Origin of the sequence: Streptomyces sp. NPDC058678 (genome assembly GCF_042714835.1) — a bacterium.
In the GTDB taxonomy this organism is placed as follows: Bacteria; Actinomycetota; Actinomycetes; order Streptomycetales; family Streptomycetaceae; genus Streptomyces.
In genome coordinates, this window is record NZ_JBHXSG010000010.1 from 161,681 (window position 1) to 178,487 (window position 16,807).

Below are 16,807 nucleotides of genomic sequence, written 5' to 3' on the forward strand. Positions count from 1 at the left end.
GAGTCCGTCGGCGTCTTGGACGGGGGGTTTTCCCTACCTCCGGGACTTCCTGGGCTCCACGGCCCCCCGGGGCTCCCGCGCGTCGAGTGACCGGTCCCGCCACGGCAGTTCGGCGGTGACCACGGTCGGCCCGCCCGGCGGCGAGTCGATGACGAACAGGCCGTCGACGGCACCCAGCCGGTCGGCGAGGCCGCGCATACCGGTACCGCCGTCCAGGCGTGCGCCGCCGTGGCCGTCGTCCCACACCTGGATGAGCAGCCGGTCGTCGGCCCGCCACACGTCGACGGACGCGGTCCTCGCCCCACTGTGCTTGCTGATGTTCTGCAGCAGCTCCGAGACGGTGAAATAGGCGATGCCCTCGATGGCCGCCGCCGGTCTGGCGGGCAGGTCGGCCGTCACCTTCACCGGCACCGTGCAGCGCGAGGCGACGGAGGACAGGGCGGCGTCCAGGCCGCGGTCCGTCAGTACGGCGGGATGGATGCCCCGGGCCAGATCCCGCAGCTCCTGCAACGCGAGCTTGACCTCGCCGTGCGCCTCCGCGACCATCGCCGCCGCCGTGTCGGGGTCCTCCAGCAGCTTCTCCTTGGCCAGGCCGAGCCCCATGGCCAGGTTGACCAGCCGGGCCTGCGCCCCGTCGTGGAGATCGCGTTCGATACGCCGCAGATCGGCGGCGGCCGTGTCGACCACGACCCCCCGGTCCGACTCCAGCTCGGCGATCCGCCGCTCCAGTTCGTCGGACGGCGACAGCAGGCCGCGCACCATCGCCCGGTCCACGTTGGTCAGACCCCGCGCGATGAACGGCAGCACCGGCCACAGCACGAACAACGAGGTCAGCGTGATCGTGAAGGTGAGGACACCCCAGGGCAGCCGGACGAAGTCGTACAGCACCGTGCGCCAGCCGACCGGGTCCTTGATCCCCATCCACAACTGTGTGAGGAAACCGCTCTTGCGGCTGCGCAGCGGAAGAGGGCTCGGCTCGTCGATCCGCACTCCGAGCAGGGCCCTGGCCCGCGCCCGCTCCAGCTTGCCCAGCTGCCGGGCGCCCATCAGGCCGGCCGCGAGCAGCGGGAAGCCGATCACCGTGACGGTCAGCCAGAAGCCGGTGAGCAGCACCGTCATGACATAGGTGAATCCGAGAAGTGCCACCGGAAGGTTCGCAAGGAGGTGCGCGATCTCCTTCCAGGTGTGCCGGTCGAAGGCGAAACGGACAGGCGGCAGGCGGTCGCTGCCCGCCTCTCCGCTGGGTCTCGAGGACGGGAGACGTTCGGTCATACGGGTTAGCGTGCCGCGCGGCGGGCCGCCGCGCCATGAGGCGGGCCGCCGCGATCGCCTGGGGATAACCCCACCCCGGCGACCTGTGGTTTCTGCCAAGGCGTGACGGGCTGCTTACGCTCTCTTTAGCAGGGCCTAGACTCCCGTGCGTACAGATCGTCTAACAGAGTCGTAGTCCAGATTCCGCACTTCGGAGTCCGTACTTCGGAGTCTGTGGTGCAGAAGTCACCAGTGCAGAAGTCCAGAGTCCAGAGTCCAAGGTCAGGGAGCGAGGGGCTGACGTGCCGGAACCGACCGTCGTCGTCGCGGCGGGGTATTTCCAGTCGTACTCGGTCGTCGGGCTGCTCGCCGCCGTCGGCGTGCTGTTCGTGGCCGTCGCCTTCGGCGCCGGGCGCCTGCTGCGACCCGTCGTCCCCACTCCCGAGAAGCTTCTGACGTACGAGTGCGGCGTCGACCCCGTCGGCGAGGGCTGGGCTCACACCCAGGTCCGCTACTACGTCTACGCGTTCCTGTACGTCATCTTCGCCGTCGACTCGATCTTCCTGTTCCCGTGGGCCACGGTCTTCGCCGCTCCCGGCTACGGCGCGACCACCCTCGTGGAAATGTTCATCTTCCTCGGCTTCCTGGCCGTGGGCCTGCTCTACGCGTACAAGAAGGGGGTCCTGACATGGACGTGACCCCGACTCCTTCCGAGCCCGTGCTCCTTCCCGAGCCGCAGCGCCTCGGCGCCCTCGCGCGCCTCGCGCCCGAGCCGATGAAGGTGGTCCTCAACTGGGGCCGCCGCTACTCGCTCTGGGTCTTCAACTTCGGCCTCGCCTGCTGCGCCATCGAGTTCATCGCCGCGTCGATGGCCCGCCACGACTTCATCCGCCTCGGCGTGATCCCCTTCGCGCCCGGCCCACGCCAGGCCGACCTGATGGTCGTCTCCGGCACGGTCACGGACAAGATGGCGCCGGCCGTGAAACGCCTCTACGAGCAGATGCCCGAGCCGAAATACGTCATCTCCTTCGGCGCGTGCTCCAACTGCGGCGGGCCGTACTGGGACTCCTACTCCGTCACCAAGGGCGTCGACCAGATCATCCCGGTCGACGTCTACGTCCCCGGCTGCCCGCCCCGGCCCGAGGCGCTGCTCCAGGGCATCCTCAAACTCCAGGAGAAGATCGCCCGGGAGTCCCTCGCGGAGCGGTACGGGACGGCCCGTCCGTCGGCCGCGGCCCTGCAGAGCGGGCTGGTCCGACCGCCGGATCCTGCCCCGGCCTCGGGGGAGGAACGATGACCGAGGTCGGCTGGCTGCCCGCCCCCGCCGAGGAACTGTTCGGCGCGGAGGCCACCGCGGAGGAGTCGTACGAAGTCCTGACGGTGGACGTGCCGCCGGCCTCCTGGATCCCTGCGCTGGAAGCCGCACGCGACCGCCTCGGCTGCACCTACTTCGACTGGCTCAGCGCGGTCGACGAACCGGGCACGGGCTTCCGCGTCTCGGCCCACGTCGTCGCCCTCTCCCCGGTACGCCGCCTCCTCGTCCGTACGACCGTCCCGCACGAGGCCCCCGCCCTGCCGACCGCCGTCGACGTCTACGCGGGCGCGGCCTGGCACGAGCGCGAGACCCACGAGATGTTCGGCGTCACCTTCGAAGGCCACCCGTCCCTGGACCACCTCCTGCTCCCGGAGGGCTTCGAAGGCCACCCCCTCCGCAAGGACTTCGTCCTCGCGGCCCGCGTCGCCAAGGCCTGGCCGGGCGCCAAGGAACCCGGCGAGTCCGAACACGGCGGCCCCAAGCGCCGCCAAATGCTCCCCCCAGGCGTCCCCGACCCCAACGAATGGGGCCCCCTGAAAGGCCAACTCCCCCCGGCCCCGACCCGCCCCGCCCGCGGCGCGGGCCGCGCCGCCCCGGGCGAACGCCCCGCCCGGGCAGCAGGCGAACGCCCTGCCCGCGCAGCGGGCGAACGGCCCGTACGCCGCGCCCGTACGGCGGCGGAGGGTTCAGCGAGTCAGACGGCGGCGCCTTCGGAGGAAGGTGCGGCGAGTCAGACGTCGGTGCCTTCGGCGGAGGGGTCGGCGGATCGAGCGTCGGTGTCTCCGGCGGAGAGGACGGCGGATCGGGCGCCGGTGTCTCCGGTGGAGTCGTCGGGGTCTGCGGGCGCTGCGGCCGCTCCCGCTGGGTCGAGGCGTACTCGTACGGCATCCGAGGGTTCGGTGAGCCAGACGGATGCGTCTCCGGCAGAGGACGCGGCGGGTCAGTCGGAGGCGTCGGGGTCCGCGGATGCGCCCGCTGAGCTGAGCCGCTCCCGCGCGGCGGCGGAGAGTCCCGCGAGCCAGACCCAGAAACCCCAGACCCAGAAACCCCAGGCCACGGAAACGCCGGCCACGGAGATCCCGGCCAAGGATGCCCAGGCCGAGGATGCCCACGCCACGGATGTCCCGGCCACCGAGGCACCGGTCGCGCGGCGTCGGGCGCGCTCCGCTTCGGAAGGGTCGGCGAGTCAGCGGGCCACGCCCGGCACGGCAACGTCGGCCGGCGAAGCCGAGGGCACGCCCCCGAAGGCTCCCGCCGCCCCGCGCAGCCCGGACGCCCCCTGGCACCACGCCCGCCCGGCCTTCGACGAACCGAAGCCTGATCGAGGCGCCGAGCCTCAGCCCATCGCCGAGCCCGAGCCCACCGCCGAGCCCGCTCAGGCATCCGAAGCCGAACGCGAAACCGAACCCGAAGTCAGGCCCCAACCCGAGGCGGAAACCGGGCAGGCACCCACCCCGAAGCCCGACACACAGCCCACTCTCAGGCCCGACCCGAAGCCCGGAACACAGCCCACCCCCAGGCCCGACCCGAAGCCCGGAACGCAGCCCGACCCCAAGCCCGACACCCCCGAAGACCCCGCAGGAGGCCCGCAGTGAACGACGCTCTCGACGTCGCCCTGCGACTCCTGATCATCTTTGTCGTCTTCCTCACCTTCCCCTTGATCGTGGGGCAGACCGAGCACAAGGTCATGGCCCACATGCAGGGCCGCCTCGGCCCGATGTACGCCGGTGGCTTCCACGGCTGGGCCCAACTCGTCGCCGATGGCGTGAAGTTCGCGCAGAAGGAAGACGTCGTACCCGCGGGCGCGGACCGCCGTATCTTCCAACTCGCCCCCGCCGTAGCCCTCCTCCCGTACCTCCTGGTGCTCCTCGCCATCCCCATCGGCCCCGGCGAGGGAGCCGTGGGCGAGGTCATCGACGCGGGCGTCTTCTTCGTCCTCGCCGTCATGGGCGTAGGCGTCCTCGGCTCGCTCATGGCCGGCTGGGCCTCCGCCAACAAGTTCTCCCTCCTCGGCGGCCTCCGCACCGCCGCCCAACTCCTCGCCTACGAACTCCCGATGCTGCTCACCGCCGCCTCGGTGGCGATGGCGGCCGGCACCGTCTCGATCCCCGGCATCCTCGACGCCTTCGAGTGGTGGTGGCTGCCCTGGCAGATCGTCGGCGCGATCGTCTTCTTCGTCGCCGGACTCGCCGAACTCCAGCGCCCGCCCTTCGACATGCCGGTCGCCGACTCGGAGATCATCTTCGGCGCCTACACCGAGTACACCGGCCTCCGCTTCGCTCTGTTCCTCCTCGCCGAGTACGCCGGAATCGTCGTCCTGTGCGGTCTGACCACCGTCCTCTTCCTGGGCGGCTGGCACGGCCCCTGGGGCGCCGACGGCCTCGGCTGGGTCTGGACACTCCTGAAGGCGGCCGTGCTGGCCTTCGTCGTCATCTGGCTCCGCGTCACCTATCCCCGCCTGCGCGAGGACCAGCTCCAGAAGCTCTCCTGGACCCTTCTCGTCCCCCTCTCCCTCGCCCAGATCGCCCTCACCGGCATCGTCAAGGTGGTGATCCAGTAACCATGGCTGCGTCTCTTCCACCCACCCGGTCCCGCATCCCCGGCTCCGGCCTCGCCAAGGGCCTGGCCGTCACCCTCCGCACGATGACGAAGAAGACCGTCACCGAGCAGTACCCGGACGTCCAGCCCGACCTCCCGCCCCGCACCCGTGGCGTCATCGGCCTCTTCGAGGAGAACTGCACGGTCTGCATGCTGTGCGCCCGCGAGTGCCCGGACTGGTGCATCTACATCGACTCCCACAAGGAGACGGTCCCGGCGGCGGCCCCCGGCGGCCGCGAGCGCAGCCGCAACGTTCTCGACCGCTTCGCCATCGACTTCTCCCTGTGCATGTACTGCGGTATCTGCATCGAGGTCTGCCCTTTCGACGCCCTGTTCTGGTCCCCGGAGTTCGAGTACGCCGAGACCGACATCCGCGACCTCACCCACGAGCGGGACAAGCTCCGCGAGTGGATGTGGACCGTCCCGGCCCCACCCGCTCTCGACCCCGCCGCGGAGGAGCCGAAGGAGATCGCCGCCGCCCGCAAGACGGCGGAGAAGCTCGCGGCCCAACAGACGGCCGAGCAGACGGCCGAGCCACCCAGCGAACCGCACGCGGACGAGCAGGCCCGCGCGGCCGAGCAGCCCACCCGGCCGATGGGCGAGTCCAAGCAGCAGACGGACCAGCCCCGCCAGGAGGGAGACGCATGACCCTCGCAGCAGCCGCCGGCTCCCTCGCGGCCGACACCAGCCACGGCTTCCTCTCCCCGACGGGCGTGGAGATCGCCTTCCTCCTCGTCGGCCTGGTCACCTTCGGCGCCGCGCTGGTCACCGTCACCACCAAGCAACTGGTGCACGCCGCCCTGTGGCTGGTGGTGAGCCTCGGCGGCCTCGCCGTCGAGTACCTCCTGCTCACCGCCGAGTTCATCGCCTGGGTGCAGGTCCTCATCTACGTCGGTTCCGTCGTCGTCCTCCTCCTGTTCGGTCTGATGCTCACCAGGGCCCCCATCGGCCGCTCCCCGGACGCCGACTCCGGCAACCGCTGGGCCGCCCTCACCGTGGCCGTCGCCGCCGCGGCCGCCCTGGTCTGGGTCGTCGTCGACGCCTTCCGCACCACCTGGATCGACCTTGACGGCCCGGCAGCCGGCTCCACCGAGGCCACCGGCGCCAGCCTCTTCCAGAACTGGGTCCTCCCCTTCGAGGCCCTCTCCGTCCTCCTCCTCGCCGCCCTGGTCGGCGCGATCGTCCTGTCCCGCAAGACCAAGGCGGACGCGGCGAGGACCGGTCCGCGTGTCCCCGGCGCCCGCGACACCCGGGGCGACACGGAAGGGGCCCGCTGATGCACCTCGCCTATCCCGCCGTCCTCTCCGCCCTCCTCTTCTGCACCGGCCTGTACGGCGTCCTCGCCCGCCGCAACGCGATCCTGGTCCTGATGTCGGTCGAGCTGATGCTCAACGCCGTCAACCTCAACCTCGTCGCCTTCGACGTCTGGCTCAGCCGGACCGCCGAGGAGACCCTGCACTCCGGTCAGGCCCTGACCCTGTTCACCATCGCCATCGCCGCCGCCGAGATCGGCATCGGCCTGGCGATCGTCCTCGCCGTCCACCGCAACCGCGGCACCGCGGACATCGACAAGCTCCGCGACACCGCCGAGGGCCACGAGAGCCACCCGGCCGACGGCTCCGACGGCTCCGACAGCTCCGACAGTGACGCCCTCACGGCCGGCCCGGCCGGCCGGGCCGGGAAGGCTGAGGCCACCGCGTGACCACGACCACCCTCGCCGTCCTCGTCCCCCTCCTTCCGTTCCTGGGCGCCGCCGCCGGCCTGCTCCTGGGCCGCACGGCCCCCGGCTTCGTCCGCCCGCTCGCCGTTCTGCCGACGCTCGTCGCCGTCGCCTTCGCCGTGGTCGTCGCCGTGCGCCAGGGCGGCGACCAGGCCATCGACTCCGCCACCGAGCTCACACCCACCGGCTCGGTCCCGATCGAACTCGCTCTGCACATCGACGGCTTCGCAGCCCTCGTCGCCGTCCTGGTCGGCGTCGTCGCCACCTGCGTGCAGATCTACTCCACGGGCTACCTCCGCGACGACCCGCGCTACCCCTCGTACGCCGCCCTCGTCTCCCTCTTCACCTCCGCGATGCTGCTCGTCGTCTACTCCGGCGACCTGATGGTGCTGCTGGTCGGCTGGGAGATCATGGGCATCTGCTCGTACTTCCTGGTCGGCCACTACTGGGAAACCCCGGAGGCCCGCGCCGCCTCGCTCAAGGCCTTCCTGGTCACCAAGCTCGGCGACGTCCCCTTTCTGATCGGCCTGTTCGCGCTGGCCACCGACGCCGGGTCCTTCCGCATCACCCGCGTCCTCGGAACCGTCGCGAGCGGCGGACTCGACCACCCGACCCTGATCGCCCTGCTGCTGCTGGCCGGCGTGGCGGGCAAGTCGGCCCAGTTCCCGCTGCACACCTGGCTCCCCGACGCGATGGCCGGCCCGACCCCCGTCTCCGCGCTGATCCACGCCGCGACGATGGTCGCCGCCGGTGTCTACTTCATCGCCCGTCTCCTCCCGGTCTTCGAGGCCTCCCAGGCCGCGATGGTCGTCCTCGCCGTCATGGCCGCCGTCACCATGGCCGGCTCGGCGCTCGCCGCGCTCGCCCAGGACGACATCAAACGCGTCCTCGCCTACTCGACGATCGGCCAGCTCGGCTACATGACCGGCGCCCTCGCCGTCGGTGACCGCGGCGCCGCCGTCTTCCACCTCCTCACGCACGGCGCCTTCAAGGCGCTGCTGTTCCTGGCGGCGGGCGTGATCATCCACGCCGCCGGCACCAACTCGCTGGCCGCGATGTCCCGCATCGGCAATCTGCGCGACCGCGTCCCCGACGCCTACTGGACGATGACCGTGGCGCTTCTCGCGCTCGCCGCGGTCCCGCCCTTCAGCGGCTTCTTCTCCAAGGAGTCCGTCCTCGGCGCCGCCGAACACGTCGCCACCGGCCACACCGAACACGCCCCCGGCGCCGCGGGCTGGACCGTCCTCGTCGCGGGACTGCTCACGGCCCTGCTCACCGCCGCCTACGCGACCCGCCTGTGGCTGCTGGCCTTCCGCGGCCGGGGCGCCGAGGCCCCCGACCACGGCAGGCAGCCCCTCACCATGACCGTCGTGCTGTGGGTGCTCGCCGTGCCGTCCCTCGCCATCGGCGCACTCGCCTTCCGCATGCTGCCCGACTGGTTCGACGGCCGTGACCTGACCCCGACCCCGACCACATCCGTCCTCGGCACGGGCGTGGCCCTGGTCGGCGGCCTCGTCACCTACGCGGCCTGGCGGCACACCACCGCGCTCGCGTCCCGCGTCCCGCTGGGTGCGGTCGCGGCCCACCCCGAGGGCGACGCCGGACAGGTCGAGGCCGAGGCCATCGCCAGCCACAAACCCGCCTACGGAGACGTGGCCTACGCCCCCGACCCGGCGGACCCGAGCCGTCTCCTGCTCGGCCCACTGCACCGCCACGCAGCCGTCGGCTTCCACCTCGACGCCGTGTACACCGCCCTCTTCGTCCGACCGGTCCAGGCCGGAGCCACCCTCGTCCGGTTCCTCGACCGCGAGGTCGTCGACACCTACGTACGCGGCGCGGGTGCCCTGCCCCGTCTGCTGGGAGCCGCCGTACGGCGGGCCCAGACCGGCAATCTGCAGACCTATGTGAGCGCGCTGCTCGCCGGCACCGTCGTCCTGGTGGTCGCCGCAGTCCTCGTCGCCACGGGAGCGTGAGCAGGCGTGATCGATATCAACGAGTCCGTGATGCAGGTCCTTCTGGCATTCATCGTGGTCGGCCCGCTTCTCGGCGCCGCCACCGCTCTGCTGCCTGCCCCGCCCGGACTGAAGGGAAAGTCACCCGAGCAGGCCGTGCTCCGGCACGGCGTGACCGTGACCGGCGCGGTCCTCGTCGCGGCGATCGTCCTCGCGCTCGGCTTCGACCACGACCACCCGTCGAAGATGCAGGCCACGACCGACATCAGCTGGATTCCCGCACTCGACGTGCGGATCCACCTCGGCACCGACGGCATTTCCCTCCCCCTTCTGGTCCTGACCGCGCTGCTGACCTTCCTCTGCGCGCTCTACTCCTACTTCAAGATGCCCGCGGGCCCGACCCCGAAGGCCTTCGTCGCACTGCTGCTCGTCCTGGAGTCCGGCACCCTCGCGACCTTCGCCGTCCTCGACCTGCTCCTCTTCTTCCTCGCCTTCGAGATGGTCCTCATCCCGATGTACTTCCTCATCGCCCGCTGGGGCGGTGAGCAACGGACCCAAGCGGCCTGGAAGTTCATCCTCTTCACCCTGCTCGGTTCCGTGGTCATGCTGCTCGGCCTGCTCCTGATCGGAATCAAGGCGGGCACATTCGACATGGTGGCACTCGCCACTGACAACGGCCGGTCGCTGACCACATCCGTGCAGGTCATCGCGGTTTTGGCGATCGGGATCGGGCTCGCGGTCAAGACGCCGATGTGGCCGCTGCACAGCTGGCTACCCGATGCCCACACCGCCGCCCCGACCGTCGGCTCGGTCCTGCTGGCCGGCGTACTGCTGAAGATGGGTACGTACGGGTTCGTCCGGATTCTCCTGCCGATCACGCCCGACGGCTTCCGCACCTTCGCGCCCTACCTCGCCGCCTTCGCCGTCGTTGGGATCATCTACGGATCCCTGGCCTGCCTGGCCCTGGCCAAACAGGGAGCGAAGGGCGACCTCAAGCGGCTCATCGCCTACTCGTCCGTCGGCCACATGGGTTTCGTCCTGCTCGGCATCTCCACCATGACCCCGACCGGTGTCAACGGCGCCCTGTTCGCCAACATCGCCCACGGCCTCATCACCGGCCTCCTCTTCTTCCTGGTCGGCGCGTTGAAGGACCGCACCGGCACCGCCGACCTCGACACCCTCGCCGAGGAGACCGGCGCCGCGCTCTACGGCAAGGCCCCCCGCCTCGGCGGCCTGCTCGCCTTCGCCGCCGTCGCCTCGCTCGGCCTGCCCGGCCTCGCCGGATTCTGGGGCGAGATGCTGGCACTGTTCGGCGCGTTCGAGCCCGCCGACGGCCTCAGCCGCCCGGCCTTCCTCACCTTCATGTCGATCGCGGCGTTCGGCACGCTGTTGACGGCCGCGTACATGCTGATCGTGGTCCGCCGCGTCTGCATGGGCGCCGTACGGCAGGAAGCCCCGAAGCTCGCCGACGTCAGCACCTACGAGCTCGTGGCCTGGACCCCGCTCGTCGTCCTCACCGTCGTCGCCGGCCTCTGGCCGAAGGCCCTCCTGGGCCTGACCGACCCGGCCGTGCAGCAGCTCCTCGCAGGAGGCACCCGATGAGCTCCCTGGCCCCGCCGCTGGCCGCGAACCTCGTCCAGTCGGTCGACTGGCTCGCCATCGCGCCGCCCACCATCACGGCGGTCGTCGGACTCGTCGTCCTCGTCGCCGACCTGTTCGTCAGCGAAAAGAAGAAGGCACTCCTCGGGTGGCTCTCCGTCGCGGGCCTCGCCGCCTCGACGCTCATGCTGCTGCCCCTCCTGGACGGCGATCGCAGTACGTTCTGTCTGACCGGCGCCCCCGACGTGTGCAGCTACACGGCCGACCGCTTCACCCTCGTCCTCCAGCTCCTGGTCCTCGGCGGCGCCCTCCTCGCGGCTCTCCTGTCGGTCACCGCCCTCAAGGACGCCGACAAGGGGCTCCCCGAAGGGGAGTACTGGTTCCTGCTGCTGTCCTCCGCGGCCGGCGCCGCCCTCCTGCCCGCCTCCCGCGACTTCGCGACCCTGATCGTCGCCCTGGAGGTCGCCTCTCTGCCCGCCTTCGCCCTCGTCGGCCTCAGGCACGGTGACAAGAAGTCCTCCGAAGCGGCCCTGAAGTTCTTCCTGTCGTCGGTCACCGCGACCGCGGTCAGCCTCATGGGCATCAGCTTCGTGTACGCCTCCACGGGCACCCTCTACCTCACCCAGGTGGCCGACCGCATCCAGCATGTCGACGGACAGCTCCAGACCCTCACCCAGACCGGCGTCGTCCTCACCCTCATCGGCTTCGCCTTCAAGACGGCCGCCGTCCCCTTCCACTTCTGGGTGCCGGACACCTACGTAGGAGCGCCCCTCCCGATCGCCGCCTACCTGTCGGTCGTCGGCAAGGCGGTCGGCTTCTCCGGCCTCATCCTCATCACCGTCGTGGCCCTCCCGTCGTACGCCGACGTCTGGGGCCCGGCCCTCGCCGTCCTCGCCGCCCTCACCATGACCGTCGGCAACGTCGGCGCCCTGCGTCAGCAGGCCACGCGCGCGTACAGCGCCGTACGACTGCTCGCCTGGTCGTCCGTCGGGCAGGCCGGCTACCTCCTCGTCCCGATCGCCGCCGCCGCGTACTCCGACGACGCCGAGCGGTCCATCGGCTCCACGGTCGCGTACGCCCTCATGTACGCCGCCGTGAACCTGGGCGCCTTCGCGGTGGCCGCCCTGGTCGGCCGTACGAAGTTGCTCAACCGGGTCTCCGACTACCGCGGCCTGTACGCGTCGAACCCCCTCGCCGCCCTCCTCCTGGCCTTCTTCCTGCTCTGCCTGGCCGGACTGCCGCCGGGCATCATCGGCCTCTTCGCGAAGGTCACGGTGTTCTCCGCGGCCGTCGACGCGGGCCTCGGCTGGCTCGCCGTGGTCATGGCCGTCAACGTCGTGATCGCGCTGTTCTACTACCTCCAGTGGACGACCCTGCTGTTCCGCGCCCCCGAGGGCGAAGTCGCCGAGCACCGCGTCCCGGCCCCCCTCACCGCCGCGATCGCCCTCACCGGCGTCCTCGGCATCGCCCTCTCCGGAGCGCCCCAGCTGGTCCTGCGCTTCACCGACACCGGGCTTTTCTGAGCGCGTACCGCTGCCCTCACCCGGACGGCCCACGCATGGCGCCGTACGCACAAGGGAACTAGAGACCCCCGCCTGGCGTTGACCAGAACGGGAGGGTCCACTGGACGTGACACCACGGCACCAGTGGCATCGGAGGCATTGAGCACAGCTCAGTGAGCGAGATCAGCAAGCAAAGGGTTCCCCTGCTGCACGACTTGGAGGGCGTACCGTGCACCGCCGGCACAACGGGCTCAGGACCGCAGTACTCCTCGGGGGACTGTCCGCACTCATCATCGTCATCGGCAGCTTCTTCGGCCGAATGGGGCTCGTGGTAGCGGTCGTGATCGCCCTGGGGACCAACGCTTACGCGTACTGGAACAGTGACAAGCTGGCTCTACGCGCGATGCGCGCCCGCCCCGTCAGCGAGTTCGAGGCCCCCAGCCTTTACCGCATGGTCCGCGACCTCTCCACCCAGGCCCGCCAGCCCATGCCCCGCCTGTACATCTCGCCGACGGAGGCGCCCAACGCCTTCGCGACGGGACGCAACCCGCGCAACGCCGCGGTGTGCTGCACGGAGGGCATCCTGCGCATCCTGGACGAGCGCGAGCTGCGCGGCGTCATCGGCCACGAGCTCAGCCATGTCTACAACCGCGACATCCTGATCTCCTCGGTCGCCGGTGCCCTCGCCTCCGTGATCATGTTCCTGGTCAACTTCGCCTGGCTGATCCCGATCGGCCGCTCCAATGACGACGACGGCCCCGGCCTGCTCGGCATGCTGATGATCATGATCCTGGGCCCGCTCGCGGCCAGCCTCATCCAACTCGCCATCAGCCGATCCAGGGAGTACGAGGCCGACGCGTCCGGCGCCCAGCTCACCGGCGACCCCCTCGCCCTCGCCAGCGCCCTGCGCAAGCTCGAACTGGGCACCAAACAGCTCCCCTTGCCCCCGGAACCCCGCATCGAGACGGCGAGCCACATGATGATCGCGAACCCCTTCCGCCCAGGCCAGGGACTCTCCAAGATGTTCTCGACACACCCGCCGATGGCAGAACGCATCGCCCGGCTCGAGAAGATGGCAGGTCGCCCCCAGTGAAAACCATCCTGAACGTCATATGGCTCGTCCTGAGCGGCTTCTGGCTGTTCCTCGCCTACCTGGCCGCGGGCCTGCTCCTGTGCATCACCATCATCGGCATCCCCTTCGGCCTGGCCGCCTTCCGCATCGGCGTCTACGCCCTCTGGCCCTTCGGCTACACCACGATCGAGCGCCGCGACGCGGGAGCCCCCTCCTTCCTCGTAAACGTGCTCTGGCTGGTCCTGGCCGGCTGGTGGCTGGCCGTCGGCCACATCGTCACCGGCATCGCCCTGTGCGTGACGATCATCGGCATCCCGTTCGGCATCGCCAACTTCAAGCTGATCCCGGTCTCGCTGTTCCCGCTGGGCCGCGAAATCGTGCCGACCGACCAGCCGTTCGCGACCCGCTGAGGGGCGGACCCCGGGGGTGGGGGAGCCGAAGTACCTCCTGCTCTCGTACGACGGACAGGCCGAGTTCGAGGGCGAGGAGGGCTACGAGGAGACGTGGGCCCTGTGCCAGGACGCCGACGACCTCTTCGCCGACCCCCCTCCTCCCCGGCGGGCCGTGTACGAACTGCTGGGCTGCGCCCCCGAGGACCGGCTGACCGCAGCCCTCGTCCGCGCGCGTGCCGAGGGCTCGGCGCAGCTCGGCGCCCTCACCCCGGAGAGCTCGACAGGTCCGGCACCGCGGTCGGGGAGTGGTACCTCGAGGACGCCCACGTTCTCGACGTCCGCCCCTGCACCCGTGACCTGACCCTGCGGGACATCACGATCGAGGCGCGAGAACCCCACGACAACCCGTACGCCTATCCCCACTGCCCGCCCTTGTCCGCGGGCTACCGCCTGACGGACGCGCAGAGCGAACCGTGGGGCAGCTGCCGTGACCTGGCGCTGGTGACGCACGGCAGGGCTTCCGCCGCCGAGTTCCACGCCGGGTCTCCGCAGGGGGTTTTCCACAGGCTGTAGTTGTCCACAGCCCCGCCCGATTGTCAGTGGGCCCCCGCATGATGAACCCATGACCGAGATCGCCCGGTTGCCGACATGGGTGGGCGGCCGGTAGTGCCGTCCCGCGCTCCCGCCCTCGACCCCTACTGCCCGCGACCAGTCGCCACCCGCCGCCGTACGCCGTACGCGACCGCCCCCACCGCCAGCACACCCGCCCCCACCACTACCGACATCCCCGGCAGCGCGAACGCCAGCACCACGCACCCGAGCAGCCCCACCGCCGGCACCACTCGCGCCGCCGGAGCCGAACCCAGCGTCCAGGCCGAGGCGTTGGCCACCGCGTAATACGCCAGCACACCGAAGGAGGAGAACCCGATCGCGCCCCGTACGTCCACCGTGGCAGCCAGGACGGCTACCACCGCACCCACGGCCAGTTCGGCCCGGTGCGGCACCTGGAAGCGCGGATGCACGGCAGCCAGCGCTCCGGGCAGATGCCGGTCCCGCGCCATGGCAAGCGTGGTCCGTGAGACGCCGAGGATCAGGGCGAGCAGTGAACCCAGCGCGGCCACGGCGGCGCCCGCCCGCACCACCGGCACCAGCCCCGGAACCCCGGCTACCCGCACCGCTTCGGCCAGTGGCGCGGCCGCGTGCCCGAGACCGCCCGCCCCCAGCACGGAAAGGACCGCCACCGCCACACACGCGTACACCACCAGCGTCATGCCCAGGGCCAGCGGGATCGCGCGGGGGATCGTGCGTGCCGGATCCCGCACTTCCTCGCCGAGGGTCGCGATCCGCGCGTACCCCGCGAACGCGAAGAACAGCAGACCGGCCGCCTGCAGCACGCCGCCCACCCCGCCCGAAGCCCCGACCTCCAGCCGCCCGGCATCGGACGCCCCGGACCCCAGACACACGACCACCACGCAGGCGAGGACTGCGAGGACCACCGCCACGATCGCCCGCGTCAGCCAGGCCGACTTCTGGACCCCGCCGTAGTTCACCGCCGTCAGCGCCACAACGGCCGCGACCGCCACGGCGTGCGCCTGCCCCGGCCAGACGTACGTCCCCACGGTGAGCGCCATCGCCGCACAGGAGGCCGTCTTCCCGACCACGAACGACCAGCCCGCGAGATACCCCCAGAACGGCCCGAGTCGCTCGCGCCCGTACACATACGTGCCGCCGGAGGCCGGATACAGGGCAGCCAACCGGGCCGAGGAGGTGGCATTGCAGTAGGCGACCACGGCGGCGACCGCCAGCCCGAGCAGCAACCCGGACCCGGCCGCGCGCGCCGCGGGCCCCAGGGCGGCGAAGATGCCGGCGCCGATCATCGAGCCCAGCCCGATGACCACCGCGTCTCCCACCCCCAGCGTGCGGCGTAGCTCGGCTCCGGAACGTGTCATGTGCCGCACCCTACTGATCGCTGCAACCACCGGGCGCAGCGGTGACGTCCTCTTCATCAACACGGCATGAACCCTGCGCGGCGAACGGTACGCGCACGGCCCGCGAGCACGGCCTGCGCGACGGAATTCACACCGCGAGGACAGTGCGGGCACAGAACGGAAGGGCAGGTTCAGGGCATGGGCATCATCAGCTGGATCATCCTCGGTCTCCTGGCCGGAGCCATCGCCAAGTTCCTTCTGCCGGGCCGTGACCCGGGCGGCTTCATCGGCACGACACTCATCGGCATCGCGGGCGCGTTCATCGGCGGCTGGATCTCGGCCCGCTGGATGGACCATCCGATCGCCAAGGACTTCTACGACGGCGCGACCTGGGCGGCGGCGATCGGCGGCTCGCTCGTCCTCCTGGTCGCCTACCGCCTCCTGTTCGGCAATTCGCGCAACTGAGCGCGACGAAGCCCCCCGACCGCAGCCGGCAGGCGAGAAGGGTGGGCACCCGCCGGGAAACCGCCGGGTGCCCACCCTTCCTCGTACAGAGCGGTCTGCTCGTACCGCCTACCGGTAGTTCACGAACTGCAACGCGAAGTCGAAGTCCTTGCCCTTCAGGAGGGCGATGATGGCCTGCAGGTCGTCGCGGCTCTTCGAGCTGACCCGCAACTCGTCACCCTGCACCTGGGCCTTCACGCCCTTCGGACCCTCGTCACGGATGATCTTCGCCACCTTCTTCGCGTTCTCCTGGGAGATGCCCTCCTCGATCGACGCGAAGATCTTGTACTCCTTGCCGGAGAGCTGGGGCTCGCCCGCGTCCAGCGCCTTCAGTGAGATCCCGCGCTTGATTAGCTTGGACTGGAAGACGTCGAGGACGGCCTTCACCCGGTCCTCGGAGTTCGCCTCCATCAGGATCTGGTCACCGGACCACGAGATCGAGGCACCCACGCCCTTGAAGTCGTAGCGCTGCGAGATCTCCTTGGCGGCCTGGTTGAGGGCGTTGTCGACCTCCTGCCGCTCGACCTTCGAGACGATGTCGAAACTGGAGTCGGCCATGTCCTGTGGCTCCTTGTATCGAGGGTGCGTATCGGGTGCGTACGTGCGTATCGGCGTACGTGGGGGCGGGCGCCGAGCCCGGTGTGGTCCCGGGCCGCATCCGGACAAGCCTAGCCACCCCCCGACCCCCGAGCGCAGATCAATCGGGTGGCGAAGCACCCCTCCGTATCGGGTATTGTTTACGTCGTTGCCACGGAGCACCGCCGAAAAGCGGCTCGAAGGGCAGCAACCCCCGGCGGTGTGCCCGAGCGGCCAAAGGGAGCAGACTGTAAATCTGCCGGCTTAGCCTTCCCAGGTTCGAATCCTGGCGCCGCCACACGGGAAATCAAGGGCCCGTGACCTGCTGTTTGGGCGGGGGAGGGGCGCTTGGTGGGGGGTGGGGGGGTGGAGCGCGCGGGGCTGCCGTGTTCGCCGGT

17 protein-coding genes and 1 tRNA gene are annotated in these 16,807 nt (G+C 70.6%); 15 read left to right on the forward strand and 3 right to left on the reverse strand.

Annotated elements, in window-relative coordinates; genetic code table 11:
- Window positions 1-33: 33 nt before the first annotated feature.
- Complete coding sequence (locus ACFWWR_RS12955; RefSeq protein ID WP_383876466.1) at window positions 34-1,272, reverse strand: sensor histidine kinase; 1,239 nt, start codon at window positions 1,270-1,272, stop codon at window positions 34-36.
- A gap of 281 nt (window positions 1,273-1,553) precedes the next feature.
- On the opposite strand from ACFWWR_RS12955, the gene ACFWWR_RS12960 reads away from it, so the two are divergent.
- The 13 genes from ACFWWR_RS12960 to ACFWWR_RS13020 all read left to right on the forward strand — a co-directional run bounded on the left by ACFWWR_RS12960 (window position 1,554) and on the right by ACFWWR_RS13020 (window position 13,762).
- A complete protein-coding gene (locus ACFWWR_RS12960) occupies window positions 1,554-1,949 on the forward strand; it encodes an NADH-quinone oxidoreductase subunit A (RefSeq protein ID WP_383876469.1) in 396 nt (131 codons plus the stop codon).
- Window positions 1,940-2,548, forward strand: coding sequence for an NADH-quinone oxidoreductase subunit B (locus tag ACFWWR_RS12965; RefSeq protein WP_383876471.1), 609 nt, complete (start codon window positions 1,940-1,942; stop codon window positions 2,546-2,548). The genes ACFWWR_RS12960 and ACFWWR_RS12965 overlap by 10 nt, the downstream gene beginning before the upstream one ends.
- On the forward strand, window positions 2,545-4,161 hold the full coding sequence (locus ACFWWR_RS12970) for an NADH-quinone oxidoreductase subunit C (protein WP_384303204.1): 1,617 nt from the start codon (window positions 2,545-2,547) through the stop codon (window positions 4,159-4,161). Before ACFWWR_RS12965 ends, ACFWWR_RS12970 begins: the two co-directional genes overlap by 4 nt.
- Window positions 4,158-5,126 (forward strand): NADH-quinone oxidoreductase subunit H, encoded by a 969-nt coding sequence (locus ACFWWR_RS12975; protein ID WP_383876475.1) that lies wholly within the window; start codon window positions 4,158-4,160, stop codon window positions 5,124-5,126. The genes ACFWWR_RS12970 and ACFWWR_RS12975 overlap by 4 nt, the downstream gene beginning before the upstream one ends.
- A gap of 2 nt (window positions 5,127-5,128) precedes the next feature.
- Window positions 5,129-5,812: a NuoI/complex I 23 kDa subunit family protein gene (locus ACFWWR_RS12980; RefSeq protein ID WP_383876477.1), complete on the forward strand. Its 684-nt coding sequence runs from the start codon at window positions 5,129-5,131 to the stop codon at window positions 5,810-5,812.
- The gene (locus ACFWWR_RS12985; protein ID WP_383876480.1) at window positions 5,809-6,441 is read left to right on the forward strand and encodes an NADH-quinone oxidoreductase subunit J; all 633 of its coding nucleotides are present in this window, start codon (window positions 5,809-5,811) and stop codon (window positions 6,439-6,441) included. The genes ACFWWR_RS12980 and ACFWWR_RS12985 overlap by 4 nt, the downstream gene beginning before the upstream one ends.
- Entirely contained in the window at window positions 6,441-6,866 is a 426-nt protein-coding gene (gene nuoK / locus ACFWWR_RS12990; RefSeq protein WP_383876482.1) for an NADH-quinone oxidoreductase subunit NuoK, read from the forward strand. Before ACFWWR_RS12985 ends, nuoK begins: the two co-directional genes overlap by 1 nt.
- Window positions 6,863-8,857 carry an NADH-quinone oxidoreductase subunit L gene (locus tag ACFWWR_RS12995; protein ID WP_384303206.1) on the forward strand — a complete coding sequence of 665 codons (1,995 nt, stop codon included), beginning with the start codon at window positions 6,863-6,865 and terminating at the stop codon, window positions 8,855-8,857. Before nuoK ends, ACFWWR_RS12995 begins: the two co-directional genes overlap by 4 nt.
- A gap of 6 nt (window positions 8,858-8,863) precedes the next feature.
- Window positions 8,864-10,438, forward strand: coding sequence for an NADH-quinone oxidoreductase subunit M (locus ACFWWR_RS13000; protein ID WP_384303209.1), 1,575 nt, complete (start codon window positions 8,864-8,866; stop codon window positions 10,436-10,438).
- Window positions 10,435-11,958: an NADH-quinone oxidoreductase subunit N gene (locus tag ACFWWR_RS13005; RefSeq protein ID WP_384303211.1), complete on the forward strand. Its 1,524-nt coding sequence runs from the start codon at window positions 10,435-10,437 to the stop codon at window positions 11,956-11,958. The genes ACFWWR_RS13000 and ACFWWR_RS13005 overlap by 4 nt, the downstream gene beginning before the upstream one ends.
- 208 nt (window positions 11,959-12,166) lie before the next feature.
- Window positions 12,167-13,030, forward strand: coding sequence for a zinc metalloprotease HtpX (gene htpX, locus ACFWWR_RS13010; protein WP_383876492.1), 864 nt, complete (start codon window positions 12,167-12,169; stop codon window positions 13,028-13,030).
- Window positions 13,027-13,419 (forward strand): YccF domain-containing protein, encoded by a 393-nt coding sequence (locus tag ACFWWR_RS13015; protein ID WP_383876495.1) that lies wholly within the window; start codon window positions 13,027-13,029, stop codon window positions 13,417-13,419. The genes htpX and ACFWWR_RS13015 overlap by 4 nt, the downstream gene beginning before the upstream one ends.
- A 16-nt stretch (window positions 13,420-13,435) precedes the next feature.
- Window positions 13,436-13,762 (forward strand): hypothetical protein, encoded by a 327-nt coding sequence (locus ACFWWR_RS13020; RefSeq protein WP_383876497.1) that lies wholly within the window; start codon window positions 13,436-13,438, stop codon window positions 13,760-13,762.
- A gap of 334 nt (window positions 13,763-14,096) precedes the next feature.
- Here ACFWWR_RS13020 and ACFWWR_RS13025 read toward each other — a convergent pair whose 3' ends face one another.
- Complete coding sequence (locus tag ACFWWR_RS13025) at window positions 14,097-15,350, reverse strand: APC family permease (RefSeq protein WP_383876499.1); 1,254 nt, start codon at window positions 15,348-15,350, stop codon at window positions 14,097-14,099.
- Window positions 15,351-15,527: 177 nt separating this feature from the next.
- Here ACFWWR_RS13025 and ACFWWR_RS13030 point away from each other — a divergent pair, with 177 nt between their 5' ends.
- Window positions 15,528-15,794, forward strand: a complete 267-nt coding sequence (locus ACFWWR_RS13030; RefSeq protein WP_383876501.1) for a GlsB/YeaQ/YmgE family stress response membrane protein — start codon at window positions 15,528-15,530, stop codon at window positions 15,792-15,794.
- Between the two features lie 108 nt (window positions 15,795-15,902).
- On the opposite strand, the gene ACFWWR_RS13035 is transcribed toward ACFWWR_RS13030, so the two are convergent.
- Window positions 15,903-16,391 (reverse strand): YajQ family cyclic di-GMP-binding protein, encoded by a 489-nt coding sequence (locus ACFWWR_RS13035; protein ID WP_383876503.1) that lies wholly within the window; start codon window positions 16,389-16,391, stop codon window positions 15,903-15,905.
- A gap of 234 nt (window positions 16,392-16,625) precedes the next feature.
- Here ACFWWR_RS13035 and ACFWWR_RS13040 point away from each other — a divergent pair.
- Window positions 16,626-16,707: transfer RNA gene (locus ACFWWR_RS13040), tRNA-Tyr, on the forward strand.
- Window positions 16,708-16,807: the final 100 nt, after the last annotated feature.

Coding starts and splice junctions, on each gene's coding strand:
- ACFWWR_RS12965 (WP_383876471.1), top strand. CDS start 1,940: ATGGACGTGACCCCGACTCCTTCCGAGCCCGTGCTCCTTCCCGAGCCG.
- ACFWWR_RS12985 (WP_383876480.1), top strand. CDS start 5,809: ATGACCCTCGCAGCAGCCGCCGGCTCCCTCGCGGCCGACACCAGCCAC.
- ACFWWR_RS13030 (WP_383876501.1), top strand. CDS start 15,528: ATGGGCATCATCAGCTGGATCATCCTCGGTCTCCTGGCCGGAGCCATC.
- ACFWWR_RS12955 (WP_383876466.1), bottom strand. CDS start 1,272: ATGACCGAACGTCTCCCGTCCTCGAGACCCAGCGGAGAGGCGGGCAGC.
- ACFWWR_RS12980 (WP_383876477.1), top strand. CDS start 5,129: ATGGCTGCGTCTCTTCCACCCACCCGGTCCCGCATCCCCGGCTCCGGC.
- ACFWWR_RS13005 (WP_384303211.1), top strand. CDS start 10,435: ATGAGCTCCCTGGCCCCGCCGCTGGCCGCGAACCTCGTCCAGTCGGTC.
- nuoK (WP_383876482.1), top strand. CDS start 6,441: ATGCACCTCGCCTATCCCGCCGTCCTCTCCGCCCTCCTCTTCTGCACC.
- ACFWWR_RS12970 (WP_384303204.1), top strand. CDS start 2,545: ATGACCGAGGTCGGCTGGCTGCCCGCCCCCGCCGAGGAACTGTTCGGC.
- ACFWWR_RS13025 (WP_383876499.1), bottom strand. CDS start 15,350: ATGACACGTTCCGGAGCCGAGCTACGCCGCACGCTGGGGGTGGGAGAC.
- ACFWWR_RS13035 (WP_383876503.1), bottom strand. CDS start 16,391: ATGGCCGACTCCAGTTTCGACATCGTCTCGAAGGTCGAGCGGCAGGAG.